Below are 13,178 nucleotides of genomic sequence, written 5' to 3' on the forward strand. Positions count from 1 at the left end.
CAGTAAGCATTTGGAAGATAAATTATCGCTCATTGCCAAAATTAGTTCTCCAAATGCTTCGCCAGTACAGTTGTCAGTTGTCAGTTGTCAGTTGTCAATTTTCCCCTGCTCCCTGCCCCCTGCTCTCTGCGTGTATTGATGACTTGATGACTTTGCCTCTGGCTTTAAGGACTCTGCGAAGTCGGTCAGCACTCAAGTAAACTTGTCGCTCAGATGCTAGTTTTTTGGCTAGTTGTTTAGAGTTGTAAGTTTGGGGTTCTTCAATTAGGCAGTTTTCTAGATACTCTAAATCATTTTCTGAATAACGGGGTTTTCCTCCTCGCCCTGGAGCATCCCATAATCCTGCTAAACTCATCTTTTCCCAACGGTGTAAGGTTTGACGGACTGTAGAAACTGCCCAGTTTAAACCTTGAGCAATTTCCTCGTTTTTTAATCCCCTAGCGTTCAACAGTAGAACTTGAGCGCGATCTTTTGTTCGTTGAGGAGCGTCTTTAGACCTTCTTAACTCTTCTAGCGTTAACTTTTCTTGATCAGTTAAAACAACTCTTAGTCGGCATCCCATAGGACTGTTATTTTGATTAATGTATTTGGTATACTGACGTGGGTTTCCAGATGGATATTTTTAATTACAGTACATAGTAACAAATGATTTGTATGTATTATCAAAAATCTATTGGCTTCAGTGTAGCCCTATAACAGTTAAGTAAGTAGACGAACATAAATCAAAGTAGATTAAGTAATGTAAAAAATCTGGAGATGATTTCGTAGTAAGGGCTTCAGCCCTCAAACGAGGAATAAATTCCTCACTACAAACTTTGAATTGTTCAAGCCGTTCTACTTACTTTAATAGTCAAAAATAATTTCATGACCAAATTGAAAAAATCTTTAATTCGTAGGTTGGATTGATGTTAATTTTTGGTTGAAGCGAAAAAAAAGGTTTGGTCATATTACCAAACCTCCATAATTGCTGTGCTTAACAACGTACATAATTAATTTAGTGCTAATCTAGCCACATAGCATCTTCCTATGGAATGTGTACAAATTCCTATAAATGTGATATATCATGGCAACAACACATATTGACATCATAAATAGGAATTCATAAGAGTGCTCCAACTACTTTAAATACGAAAAAGACCTGGGGGTTAGCCAAGCCTTTATATATACCAGGTGTTTACCATATATAGCTACTTTAAACCTTATATTATTCCTATTCATCTTCCTATAAGATGTGTACAAATTTCTCTAAATGTGATATGGCCGATGTCTATCTTGGTTTTTTACTAAAAATTTGATAGGGTAGGCCAAAAGACCTACCCTACAGCTATTCTTTCAAAACTGTCTTGGATGCCATTCTTGTCTTTTTGCGGTCAGCTTCCGATAGTTCTTCACCTGCTTGTAAGCGAGTTGCCGAAACTTGTAACACCGTGGCTGCACAGGTGTCACCGATTTGTAAGGCGGTATTAGCAGCAGTTTGTAACATTGTAACAGCACCAAGGCGATCGCCTAATTCTAATTTTGCCTCAGCCAATTGAGTTTGCCGATATTTAGCCAAAAGCAGAATCGAGTTTAGCACCTGGGAATTGAGAGCAGGTTCATAACTTTTCGTAAAATTAGCATATATTGGCACTAAGGGAGAAAGTAAACCCTGTTTATTCAGCGATGGGTCATCATAGCGAATTTGGATATGACCAATAACTTGTTTCCCTTCTGGCAATTGTCCCAAATAAATATTCGCTAAAACTACCCGTTCGCTATCTTTCATCAAGTCCCCTAACCGCACCATTAAAGTCCCATTAGCATCGGTTTCTACTGGTAATTCAATGGTATCTGGCGCAACTTGGGCGACTGGTTTGAGTTCCGCGAGACGCACAGCCGGCACTAAGGATAGAAGTAAATGGGCATTTGTTAATCCCACTGACTGCACCCGTCGAAACAGCCGCGCAAATTGAGTTACAGCTTGTTCCGGGTTCTCGATATAAGCGAGAGTCCCACCCCCAGCATCAGCAATTTTTTCCAATAAATCTGGATTCCAGTCATCGCCAAAACCCAGAGTGTTAATTGTCAGATTGAGTTTGGCGGCTTTTTGGGCAAGTTGCAAACACCGTTTATTGTCATTTGGTCCAATTTGCCATTTCCAAATCTGTAAACCGTTATCCCCATGGCCATCTGTCAGTAAGAAGGCTTGGGAAACCGCGCCTTTTGTGCCTTTGAGTAGTTCTGTAATACCGAGAGATAAACCTTGGGCAATGACAGTACCACCAGCAGCCTTCAGCTTGGCTTTGAGTTGGGTTTTGATGCTTTCAATATCTTGGACGATTTGGTTGGGGATAATGACCCCAGACCAGCCAGCAAAACCGATAACGGATATCCTGTCACCAGCTTTTAATTGATCCAATAATTGTTCAACTGCTTGAATGACGATATTCATGGGTTCACCAGACATAGAACCACTTTGATCGAGAATCAAGCAGAGATTTAAGGGTAAATTTTGTTCAAGTTCAGACGGAATGGCGGAAATGGAAATTGAAAGTTGACGTTGATTGCTTTGTTGGGCAGCATCAACGTTGGTATCATTTAGAGCCGATGTTAGTTGAACTTTCATTGGGGGGAAGCATCTTGCAAAACAGTTTTTGAGACAATTCTGGTTTTTTTGCGATCGCTTTCTGATAACTCTTCCCCAGCTTGTAAGCGGGTGGCGGAAACTTGCAATACCGTTGCCGCACTAGCATCTCCCATTTGCAGAGCAGTTTTTGCCGCAGTTTGTAACATCGTTGCTGCCCCAGCCCGATCACCCTGCTGTAATTTCGTTTCGGCTAACTGGGTTTGGCGATATTTGGCTAAAGCTAAAACCGACCGTTGTACCTGGGGATTTGGTGCTGGTTGGTATTCCCTGGTGACATGAGCATAAATTGGTAGATTGGGGGAGTGTAGCCCGATTTGGTTAGCGGCGGGGTCATCGTAGCGGACTTGCAGATTAGCGATCGCCTGTTTACCTTCTGGCAACTGTCCCACATAAATATTAACTAAAACTACCCGTTCTCCGTCTTTCATTAAATCGCCCAATCTCACCACCAAGCGCCCATCGCTTTCGGGTTGTACTGGTAACTCAATGGTATCTGGGGAAACTTGGGCAATGGGTTTGAGTTCTGCTAATCGGACATTAGGCATTAAAGATAATAATAGTTGAGCATTAGTCAATCCCACTGTTTGCATTCGACTAAATAAGCGACCAAATTCCGATACAGCCTGATCTGGGTGTTGAATATAAGACAACGTACCCATACCAGCATCAGCGATTTTTTCTAAAACCTTATCATTCCAATTGTCACCAAATCCCAATGTATTTAGAGTCAAATTATAGCTGGCGGCTAATTGGGCAAATTTCAAACAGCGATCGTTATCACCATGTTCATTTTCCCCATCCGTCAGTAAAAATGCTTGGGAAACGGTATCATGTTTACCCTTGCCCAATTCCTCAATTCCCAACCGTAAACCCTCATCAATAGCAGTTCCCCCATCAGCGGTGAGTTGTTTAATTTGCTTTTTAATCTGTTGGCGATCTGTAATTAACTGATTGGGGACTAAAACCTTGGCACGGTGGTCAAAAACAACTACACTGAGACGATCTTCAGGACTCAGACGATCTACTAATAAACAGGCGGCATTTTTCACCGTTTCTAGAGATTTTCCCATCATTGAACCGCTATGATCGAGAATTAAGCATAAGTTCAAGGGTACAGTCCGATCTATTGTTTCACCATCAGCAGAAACGGAAACTACTAATTGACGTTGAGTGCTAGTTTGATTTGCATCTATACCAGCATCATTGAGCGCTAGTTGTAAATTAACTTTCATAATTTCAATTTCCTATCTAGTTTAGACATACACAATTTTATAGATAACTTCAAATGGCATCCTCTATACTACGGAAAATAAGTTAATTAAAGAGTCAGGAATAAAACCCTTAAATCACGCTAAAACAGCATCTTGCTTAAGATAATCTGTTTACAAGCAATCCTCCGTGATGGATGTAAAGAAATATTGCTGTTGCTTGGGAGAGGAATAATTGAATTATTTACTCAATTTCTGCAAATTTCCCTGCTTTTAATTGTTGGTCTTTAATTTCTATCCACAAGTAAAAATCCTGTTTGTAAACATTAGCATTTATAGTTATTATTGGCTAAGATTTTGTTATCTAATTCTTTAATATCTTGATGATTAATTAATCATTTGCCATTCACGAGCATCTACAAACAAGGCTAAATATTTAACATTAGTAGTAGCAACAATCACTTGATTTCCATTTAATTCTTCTATTTTTGCTTGTGCGGCTAAAATAACATCACCATCAAGAGATTTAGGATCAGCCGTTGGTTTTCCTGTTTTCCTCACTTCTGCCCACAAATGGGCTGCTAAAAGCATTGTAGAAGTAGTAATAGGCAAGTAAGTAATTGCTTGTTTGAGTTGATCTAAACGTTTAATTCCTGATATTTTTCCGGCTCTAATCAATTCTCGTCTCACTTCATAATCAGCAATTTCAGGTAAAATTACCTGATACCCTTTTAAGGGTAATTCATCCAACCATTCTTTACACTGCTGACAAATAGGATTAATGTTTTTAGGATTTGTTACCATTCCTAAAATATTGGTATCGAGTAAAATTAATTTATTCATAGAAATTAAGAGCAAGTTTAAAAGGGATTTTCATCAATTTCTTGACGCAAATATTCCCAAGTTTCTGTTTGCTCTTGTAGTTCTCCTTCTTCTATCCATTCTTTTGTTAATTGTTTGAGTGATTGATATTGTTGATTTAAAATTTGTTGCTGTTGTGCATCTATTTCTTGTTGGTTGTTGCTTAATAACTCGGTTTTAAAAGTCACGCTTTCCCGAAAGACGCGCATTATTTGTAGTAAGTTCGGCCAATATTCTTTAGGTGTGGTTTGAATTTCGTGTAAAATTTCTGTCAGATAATTTTCTTTGGTAGTATTAGTGACTTCAGGTTTATTGATTAAATTTGGTTGAGACATAGTTATTTATTCCTCATAATATGGATAAAGTAGGTATTTGATTTATTTGTATAATTATAGCAATTTTTTATTTATTTTCTGTGGGTGCTTCCCAATCTTCTATTCATATCATAAGAAGACTTAGGTTTTGTTTCGCGCAAAGGTACAAAGGAGCAAAGACGCAAAGTATCCGCTCAATAAATGGGGGAGGACTACCTATTCGGGAACGATTTTACGCCATTTGAGGCTTGTCATTGAACGATTTACCCCGGATTATTGAGCGGTTACGACGCAAAGAAAGAAAAGGTTATTTTTTGCCAAAGCCTTTGGGTTTATTTTGAGAATTATCTTTTTTGGATTTTGGTTTAAAATTGGGTAATTCTCTACTGCTAAACGTGAGGTGAGCGCGAATCACTTGTAACTTTTTTAACGACTCAATAGTAGTTGTATGTTTTGAACCTAACTGTTCCTGATAAATATCTAAAGATTGTTTTAAAAATTTTTCTGCCTTTTTGAAGTCTTGCTGCATAAAGTAAAGCATCGCTAAATTATTTAAATCAATGCCTACTTCATGATGTTTATTTCCCAGAATTTTTATATCTATTTCTAAAGCTTGCATGAAACGTATTTCAGCATCTTTATAACGTCCAGTTCTTAAATAAAGTCCTCCTAAATTATTGATATTGGTAGCCACATCTCGATGATTTTCACCTAGCCATTTTATGTTCATTTCCAAAGATTCATAATAAAATTTTTCAGCCTCATCATATCTGCCTTGTGCTTCATGTATCATTGCTAAGTTGTTGATGGTAATTGCAACATCAGGATGTTCATTCCCTAGTGAATTTTTGTAAATTATTAAAGCTTTTTTGCATAAAATCTCAGCTTTTTTATAACGATTCATGGCATGATATATCATGGCTAAATTATTGAGTGTTTGACCAACTAATGGATGTTCAGCACCTAATAATTTTTGCCTAATTTCTAATGCTTCTTTATGTAGTTTTTCCGATTCTTGATATTTACCTTGTTGATGGTAAAGTTCTGCTAAATTATTCAAATAATATGCTAAGTCTGGGTGGTTTTCTCCTTGAAAATATTTGTGAGATTCAAGAACTTGTAAATATATAGATTCAGCCTCACCATAGCGACCTTGACTTTTGTATAGTAATCCTAGATTGCTCATTAGAGTTAGCATTTCAATTGCTGCTTCACTTTCTCCTTCTTCTAAAAAGCCTTTTAATATTTTATAAGCCTTAATATATAAAAATTCGGCTTCACTATAGCGATTCTGCGCTTCATAAATTAGTGCTAATTTACTCCATAAATCCTTTAAACTGCTTAAAGTAGTAGTAAATTCATCTCTTTTTTTTTGCTGAAAATATTCTACTAGCAATGCTAAAGACTCTTTGCATATCATTTCAGCTTCACTATATCTACCTAGATGATAATAAATTGTTGCTAATGTTTCTACAAAATTAGATACGTGGAAACTATTGATTTGTTGTTCTTGCGGATATTTAACTATTTTTAATGCTTCCTTACATAACTCTTCTGCTTCGTTATAGCGCCCCTGTTTACATAATGTTTGTGCTAAATCATGAAAACTGATTGATAGAGCAGGATGATCTGAACCATAGTATTTTTTCGTTAACAACAAGCACTTTTGATAATATAATTCAGCTTGTTCATATAATCCTTGCGATATATAAAATTCACCCAATCCTCTCAAAGATCTAAACAATAAATTATCATCAAATTCTTGACAATATTTATGATTTTCTACTTCAGCTATATGAGGAATATTAGGAGAAAATATTTTAATTTGCTGAATTGCCATCGAGCTATTAAATTGTTGTGCTATGGCAACTATCGCATTGACAAACCCTTGTTTAAAATCATCTACTTTTCCTGAATCTTCCCGCTTCTCCCCCAAAAATTCCCGAATTAAAGGATGCAATTTATAACTTCTCTCCCCTGTACGTTCCAACAAATTAAAATCTAATAAATCTCCCCTAGCTTCTTCCAGAATATCTAAATCAATTTCTTCATTTTCTGAAACTGGTAAATTTTGATAAGCCTGTTTTACCAACTCCCAAGGAATATCAGCCAACGCAAACAAACTTAACATACAGCCTAATTCTTGGGCATTTTTATCTAAACGTTCCCAACTTAACTCAAAGGCATCATTGACCCCTAGTTTAGCTGTCATTGTAGCATCGGCTTCTATAATTGATTTGTGTCTCAGCCGCTTTTTCTCTAGTAAAGATAATATTGTCTTTAATGATAAATCTGGATCACGATCTAAATAACGTCCAACTAACTCCAATCCCAAAGGTAAATAACCCAACCAACTGCATATTTTTTCAGCAATTTCTAATTCTTGTTCAATGCGTTCAGCACTAACTAACGACTTTAATAAATCTAGTGCTGGCTGTGGTTGAAGTGTTTCAAGTTGCAAATGTAAAAATGAACGTCCTAACTTTTCTCGTCTGGTAAGAAGTATTGTAAATTGTGATGATTCTGGTGGTAAATAAGGCTTAATTTTTCCGTAGTCTGTCACATCATCTATTACTATCAGCCATTCACCAGTTCGCCAATTTCGCCAACAGTAATTTAACTGTGTTGGTATATCCCAATCTTCCGGCGGATTCAAATTTAAAAAACTTCGGGCAAAATTAACTATCTGTCTAGCTATATCTCCATCTCTACCATCTAACCAACAAACACCACCACTAGAAATATTAGATTTATTCTCTCGACAATTTTGTAAATGTCTTAATGCGTATTGTTTGGCAAATTCAGTTTTACCTACTCCACCCATTCCCACAATTACAGCAATTTTGAGTCCATTTTGTTGCTGTAACAATTCATCTAGCTTTTTAACTTCGTCTTCACGTCCAACAAACTGCAAAACTCCATTAGGAGGAATGTTATTATAATATAAAATATCTGTATTATCAGCATTAAATACCTGATTTCCAGGAAACAGAAAATTCAAAGCATCATACCGCTTTGGTAAATCTTCCAGTTTAAGAAAGTTTATCGGTTCTTCAATTTGAAAATGGGTGTCATAAATCCAAAATTCATCAAAATTGCAGAGGACAACATATCGAGGTTTTGGTTTTAATTCATTCCAATATTCAAAAACCTGTTTATGATGTTTCTCTAGCTTTTCACCACGCTTTTTCATTTCTAATAGAAGTCGTGGCCGCCATACCAAATCTGCAAACTTTGTATGCTGTCCGTCTGGCTTAATCCGGTATTCTAGCTTTGCACCTGCTTCAATACAACCCCGATGTCCAAATGCTTGGAAAAGTTTAACGCAAAATTCCTGTCCCTCACCTTTTTCATAGCCTGTGAGGGAACGGGCAAAATTGATAAATTCTTGGATTTTGCTAGGTGTATCGGTCATGACAGGACTTTTACGATGGAGTCATTTATATTATTCCCTTTTTTATGGCGCGATGGTTTTATTTTAGATTTGCAACCGATTTTTTCATGAGACATATAGCGGTTATTGGTCAGATGCCATACAATTGAAGGCGCAGACCCTGCGCCCCTAGGTTCTGCTATACTTGGCATAATTGGGACTCAAGACCCAAATATTTTAAAATTTAGCTTTTTTCACTATCAGGGAGAAATCCACACCCTAAATTGGGTGAGCATCGCGTTAGGATGTAATACATTAACGGCATAGTTTCAGGCGATTAGTTGCTATGGATATTTCTCACCTCAAGGCTGTGCAAGCCCCCTATTCCGGCGATAGTTCCTACCGGACACCGCCGCCAGATTTACCGTCCCTACTATTGAAGGAGCGGATTGTGTATCTGGGTATGCCACTTGTTCCGTCTGTTACGGAATTAATCGTCGCTCAATTGCTGTATTTGCAGTCCGATGATCCCGAAAAACCAATTAAAATCTACATCAACTCTACAGGTACTTCTGGTTACAGTGGCGAACCTATCGGTTTTGAAACCGAAGCCTTCGCTATCTATGACACTATGAAATATATCAAGCCTCCTATCCACACCATTTGTATTGGTTCGGCTATGGGTATGGCTGCGATGATTCTTAGTGCTGGGACAAAAGGCTGTCGTGCTAGTTTGCCCAATTCTTCCATTATCCTGCATCAGCCGAAAAGCTACGCCCAAGGACAGGCGACGGATATTCAAATTCGTGCTAAGGAAGTTTTGGCAAATAAAGCTTCAATGCTGGAAATTCTAGCCCGGACGACTGAACAAGACATGACGAAAATTAGCAAGGACATGGATCGTCTTTTCTACATGACTCCCGACCAAGCTAAGGAGTATGGTTTGATTGACAGGGTTTTTAGGAAGGAAGAACTCGCTAATCTCCCACTCCCTGCAAGTGTGCTTTAAATGGGTAATGGGTAATTGGTAATTGGTGATTGGTAATTGGTAATTGGTAAGAAGATATAGCTTCATCTGACCACTGACCACTGACCACTGACCACTGACCACTGACCACTGACCACTGACAATTAACTAATTACAAACGGAGTACCGCAAATGCCTATAGGCGTGCCTAAAGTTCCTTATCGGATGCCCGGTGGACAATATACAGATTGGATTAGCATTTATGACCGTCTTTATCGGGAAAGAATTATTTTCCTGGGAAGAGATGTGGATGACGAAATTGCTAACCAAATTATTGCTGTCATGCTGTATCTGGATTCCGATGATCCAGGGAAGGATATTTATTTATATATCAATTCCCCCGGTGGGATGGTGACATCTGGTTTGGCAATTTATGACACCATGCAACACATTAAGTCTGATGTGGTGACAATCTGTGTTGGTTTGGCTGCTTCTATGGGATCTTTCCTGTTGGCTGCGGGGACAAAGGGTAAACGCATGGCCTTACCTCACTCCCGGATTATGATTCACCAACCTTCTGGGGGAACTCGCGGACAAGCTTCTGATATCGAAATCGAAGCTAGAGAAATTCTGCGAATTCGGAGTCAGTTAAATCAAATTTATGCTGATAATACTACTCAACCTTTAAGCAAGATTGAAAAAGACATGGATCGTGACTTTTTTATGTCTGCTCAAGAGGCTAAGGAATACGGTTTAATTGATCGTGTGATTGAAGAACGTATTTAATAGTGGAAAATAATTCAAAATTCAAGATGTAAAATTCAAAAGTATGAATTACTCATTTTGAATTTTTAGTTTTGAATTTTGAATTTAAGTCAAATGAAGCAACATGGATCTTGAAGATTATTACCGGATATTGGGTTTAAGGTCGGGAGTTTCTTTTGCTGATGTGAAAGCGTCCTATCGCCGATTGGTTCAGCAATATCATCCCGATATCAACCCAAATGATCTCAAAGCGAAAGATAAATTTATTGCGGTGACTGAGGCTTATAAGTTTCTGCAAACTGTTTTACCACCGGAGGAAATTAAGCCTCGGACTAATGAGGTGAAAACTGATGTTTCTAGTGCTAGAGAAGTGCAAACTCAACCAGCAGCACCGAAAGCAACGGTTATATCTCATCCACCCAATTTAGAGGATATAGAACAACGGTTAAAGTGGAAGACTTATGAGCAGTTACAGCGATTTTTACAGGAAAGACGTTTTCCCCAGGCGATCGCTCTAGCAGAGGCTTTAATGGCGCGTTTACCGGGGGATGGGGAGGTGCGTCAATGGTTAGCGATCGCTTATCAAATCTGGGGACGAGTGTTAATTACGGAAAAACAACTCCCAAAAGCCAGAATTTATCTGAAAAAAGCCTTAAAAACTGACCCATACAATAAAGCTTTATGGAATGAAGTTCAGCAGGATTTTCAACGTTTGGAATTGAAACTTTAGTAATGGGTAATGGGTGATTGGTAATTGATAGTTGGTAAGAGTTTATTATTGATTCATACTTTATTTTTGAATTGTTTATTTCTCTGCGTGGATGTAATCTACAAAGTAGAATTTAGGAATGAATGAAAATTTCAACCACGCAGAAACTCCTACTCCTAAAAGTGCGGTAATTATTAATGGTAAACCTAGCTGTAACCGCCAATGATCAGGTAATAAAGCCACTCCAGATATAACAATTACAAAATATGCTAAAAGTCCTATTTGCAACCTTTCTAGATTTTTAACTGCGGTTCGACAACTACTACAATGCTGGGTATGTTGTTTATATCTATCGAGAACTTCAGCCCGATTTTCATTAATAGTTGTAGGTTCACTACCATTAATTCCTATTTCTTGCCAAGGTAATTTACTTTGACAATATTTATCAAACCAATTGCGAAATTCAATTACTAATCTATCAGCATTTGTGGGTAATTTATAAGCTGTTTTCCAACTTTGGGTTAATTGTTTTTGTTGTAAATAGTATTCTTGTTGTTGCAGAAAAATCATATCTCCATCTAATACTAGATGTCTCTCATTAATATGATTCCACCAACGGGGGATAATCCGATGTAGGGTTTTAGCAAAGTTGCGGGGAAATTGAGCAACAATTCTCGATTTACCAGGAGATACGGGAATACAATAAACAACTAAACCTAGTTTCTTTCCTGTATTACCAAGACTAATTGCATATTCTAATCTACAAGGTGGTTCAAATGTAATTGTCGTGGGTAAACCTCTCGCAATATCTACTTCAATTAAATCAATGGTTGATTTAACTATGTTAATAGGTATAGGTTGAGCTTTTTCTCTATTACCTTGGACTCCATGATGAGCAAAAGGGACATGACTAGGATCTGCTACATTTTCTACTAATGTTTGCCAATCATATTCCAAATCACGAACATAATTCGACCACACAAATCCTTTTTCTGCATCTATTTGGGGTGATAAAGGTAAGGGTGTATTTTCAGCTATTGCTGCTGTTTTTTGATCTGGCCACACCCAAAGTAGTTCCTGTTGTTGACGGACTGGAAAGGAAACAACACAAAAATTTTCTTTATTTTTGGCAATAATTTCTGGGTTTTCTGCTTGGGGAACGCGCTGACAAATGCCATTTTCATTAAATTCCCAACCGTGATAACTACACATTAAGTTACCTGTTTTAGTTTCTATTCTACCTTCGCTTAATGGTGCGAGACGGTGGGGACATTGATCTAAAAATACCCGATAGGTTTCTGAGTTACTGGGTTTCCAAATTACTAATCTTTTGCCTAATAATGTGATGGGTTTTGGTTTTTGCGGTTCCAGGTCTTCTATGGGTATGAGAGGATACCACTGGTGAAAAAAGTTAAATTTTTCTCTCATTGTTCTTGTGTTTTTAATTAAATAAGTAAGTAGATCCTATTGTCTGCTATAAATTAAGTATATAAAAAATGTGATAAAGTTGATATTATGTCCAATGCTGCAATTACTGTAACTGTAAAGTTATTTGCTATTTATCAAGAAGTTTATGGAGTAAACGAATTATTGTGGGATTTTCCTGATGGTACACCAGTTCAAGCAGTGTGCGATCGCTTAATTGCCGAACACCCAAAATTAGGCAAATGGCGAGAAATAACCCGCTTTGGCGTGAATTTACAATTTGTTGCACCAGATACCATTCTCCAAAATGGTGACGAAGTGGTTTTAATTCCCCCAGTGAATGGTGGTTAATGAGGATATATTCAAATACAGCGGTTTCCGCTCTTATGAGGTAAAAAGTTAAATCATGAAACTCTTGTAGTGCGGGCATCTTGCCCGCTAGATATGTACCTCATAACACCGGGAAGTGCTGTATCTTAAAAAGAAATTAAAGATGATTAAGTTAATTTTTACAACAATTTTCATAGTTTTCCTCACAGCTTGTACTACTATTGCCTTATCACCAACACCGGAATTAGTGCAAAAAGCGATCGCCCTGCAACTAGAACAAACCCAACAGCAACTTAACCAACAGCTAGATCTAAACTTCCAAAAATTTAATATTCAGCGGATATCCATTACTCAACAACAACCCCTCACCATTGAAAACTTACCGGCTTATCGGGTACAGGGAAATTATGATTTTACGGTTAAATTACCAAAACGCAGTTTTAAACAACTTGAAAAACCCTTTGAAGTTTATCTGCAAATTCAACAAGAAGGTAAAAGTTGGCGGTTATTAATACCAGAAAAAACCCGTCAAAATCCTCAATCAAAATGGCAAAGTTACTTAATTCTTTAATGGAACGAGTTACAATTATGATAGTTATC

12 protein-coding genes are annotated in these 13,178 nt (G+C 37.5%); 5 read left to right on the forward strand and 7 right to left on the reverse strand.

Annotated elements, in window-relative coordinates; genetic code table 11:
- Window positions 1-94 precede the first annotated feature (94 nt).
- From PN450_RS18940 to PN450_RS18965, 6 genes are all read right to left on the reverse strand, one after another.
- Window positions 95-562, reverse strand: a complete 468-nt coding sequence (locus PN450_RS18940; RefSeq protein WP_148764774.1) for a helix-turn-helix domain-containing protein — start codon at window positions 560-562, stop codon at window positions 95-97.
- A 762-nt stretch (window positions 563-1,324) separates the two neighbouring features.
- Window positions 1,325-2,605, reverse strand: a complete 1,281-nt coding sequence (locus tag PN450_RS18945; RefSeq protein ID WP_271837205.1) for a vWA domain-containing protein — start codon at window positions 2,603-2,605, stop codon at window positions 1,325-1,327.
- Window positions 2,602-3,858 (reverse strand): vWA domain-containing protein, encoded by a 1,257-nt coding sequence (locus PN450_RS18950; protein ID WP_271837206.1) that lies wholly within the window; start codon window positions 3,856-3,858, stop codon window positions 2,602-2,604. Before PN450_RS18950 ends, PN450_RS18945 begins: the two co-directional genes overlap by 4 nt.
- 363 nt (window positions 3,859-4,221) lie before the next feature.
- Window positions 4,222-4,677: a type II toxin-antitoxin system VapC family toxin gene (locus tag PN450_RS18955; protein ID WP_271837207.1), complete on the reverse strand. Its 456-nt coding sequence runs from the start codon at window positions 4,675-4,677 to the stop codon at window positions 4,222-4,224.
- Window positions 4,678-4,694: 17 nt separating this feature from the next.
- A complete protein-coding gene (locus PN450_RS18960) occupies window positions 4,695-5,030 on the reverse strand; it encodes a hypothetical protein (RefSeq protein WP_271837208.1) in 336 nt (111 codons plus the stop codon).
- Between the two features lie 286 nt (window positions 5,031-5,316).
- Window positions 5,317-8,424: a tetratricopeptide repeat protein gene (locus PN450_RS18965; protein ID WP_271837209.1), complete on the reverse strand. Its 3,108-nt coding sequence runs from the start codon at window positions 8,422-8,424 to the stop codon at window positions 5,317-5,319.
- A gap of 304 nt (window positions 8,425-8,728) precedes the next feature.
- Here PN450_RS18965 and PN450_RS18970 point away from each other — a divergent pair, with 304 nt between their 5' ends.
- The 3 genes from PN450_RS18970 to PN450_RS18980 all read left to right on the forward strand — a co-directional run bounded on the left by PN450_RS18970 (window position 8,729) and on the right by PN450_RS18980 (window position 10,844).
- The gene (locus tag PN450_RS18970; RefSeq protein ID WP_148764788.1) at window positions 8,729-9,391 is read left to right on the forward strand and encodes an ATP-dependent Clp protease proteolytic subunit; all 663 of its coding nucleotides are present in this window, start codon (window positions 8,729-8,731) and stop codon (window positions 9,389-9,391) included.
- Window positions 9,392-9,541: 150 nt separating this feature from the next.
- On the forward strand, window positions 9,542-10,135 hold the full coding sequence (locus tag PN450_RS18975) for an ATP-dependent Clp protease proteolytic subunit (protein WP_015083128.1): 594 nt from the start codon (window positions 9,542-9,544) through the stop codon (window positions 10,133-10,135).
- 103 nt (window positions 10,136-10,238) lie between these two features.
- Window positions 10,239-10,844, forward strand: a complete 606-nt coding sequence (locus tag PN450_RS18980; RefSeq protein WP_271837210.1) for a J domain-containing protein — start codon at window positions 10,239-10,241, stop codon at window positions 10,842-10,844.
- Window positions 10,845-10,919: 75 nt separating this feature from the next.
- Here the strand turns inward: PN450_RS18980 and PN450_RS18985 are convergent, their stop codons facing one another.
- Window positions 10,920-12,251: a Rieske 2Fe-2S domain-containing protein gene (locus tag PN450_RS18985; protein ID WP_271837211.1), complete on the reverse strand. Its 1,332-nt coding sequence runs from the start codon at window positions 12,249-12,251 to the stop codon at window positions 10,920-10,922.
- A gap of 87 nt (window positions 12,252-12,338) precedes the next feature.
- Here PN450_RS18985 and PN450_RS18990 point away from each other — a divergent pair, with 87 nt between their 5' ends.
- The gene (locus PN450_RS18990; protein ID WP_148764793.1) at window positions 12,339-12,599 is read left to right on the forward strand and encodes a MoaD/ThiS family protein; all 261 of its coding nucleotides are present in this window, start codon (window positions 12,339-12,341) and stop codon (window positions 12,597-12,599) included.
- Window positions 12,600-12,741: 142 nt separating this feature from the next.
- Window positions 12,742-13,149, forward strand: coding sequence for a hypothetical protein (locus tag PN450_RS18995; protein ID WP_271822505.1), 408 nt, complete (start codon window positions 12,742-12,744; stop codon window positions 13,147-13,149).
- Window positions 13,150-13,178 lie beyond the last annotated feature (29 nt).

It is taken from the genome of Dolichospermum lemmermannii CS-548 (assembly GCF_028330815.1).
GTDB lineage: Bacteria > Cyanobacteriota > Cyanobacteriia > Cyanobacteriales > Nostocaceae > Dolichospermum > Dolichospermum lemmermannii.

Bases quoted from the DNA above. Each gene is read 5' to 3' on its own strand.
- PN450_RS18940 (WP_148764774.1), bottom strand. From the start codon at position 562: ATGGGATGCCGACTAAGAGTTGTTTTAACTGATCAAGAAAAGTTAACG.
- PN450_RS18945 (WP_271837205.1), bottom strand. From the start codon at position 2,605: ATGAAAGTTCAACTAACATCGGCTCTAAATGATACCAACGTTGATGCT.
- PN450_RS18950 (WP_271837206.1), bottom strand. From the start codon at position 3,858: ATGAAAGTTAATTTACAACTAGCGCTCAATGATGCTGGTATAGATGCA.
- PN450_RS18955 (WP_271837207.1), bottom strand. From the start codon at position 4,677: ATGAATAAATTAATTTTACTCGATACCAATATTTTAGGAATGGTAACA.
- PN450_RS18960 (WP_271837208.1), bottom strand. From the start codon at position 5,030: ATGTCTCAACCAAATTTAATCAATAAACCTGAAGTCACTAATACTACC.
- PN450_RS18965 (WP_271837209.1), bottom strand. From the start codon at position 8,424: ATGACCGATACACCTAGCAAAATCCAAGAATTTATCAATTTTGCCCGT.
- PN450_RS18970 (WP_148764788.1), top strand. From the start codon at position 8,729: ATGGATATTTCTCACCTCAAGGCTGTGCAAGCCCCCTATTCCGGCGAT.
- PN450_RS18975 (WP_015083128.1), top strand. From the start codon at position 9,542: ATGCCTATAGGCGTGCCTAAAGTTCCTTATCGGATGCCCGGTGGACAA.
- PN450_RS18980 (WP_271837210.1), top strand. From the start codon at position 10,239: ATGGATCTTGAAGATTATTACCGGATATTGGGTTTAAGGTCGGGAGTT.
- PN450_RS18985 (WP_271837211.1), bottom strand. From the start codon at position 12,251: ATGAGAGAAAAATTTAACTTTTTTCACCAGTGGTATCCTCTCATACCC.
- PN450_RS18990 (WP_148764793.1), top strand. From the start codon at position 12,339: ATGTCCAATGCTGCAATTACTGTAACTGTAAAGTTATTTGCTATTTAT.
- PN450_RS18995 (WP_271822505.1), top strand. From the start codon at position 12,742: ATGATTAAGTTAATTTTTACAACAATTTTCATAGTTTTCCTCACAGCT.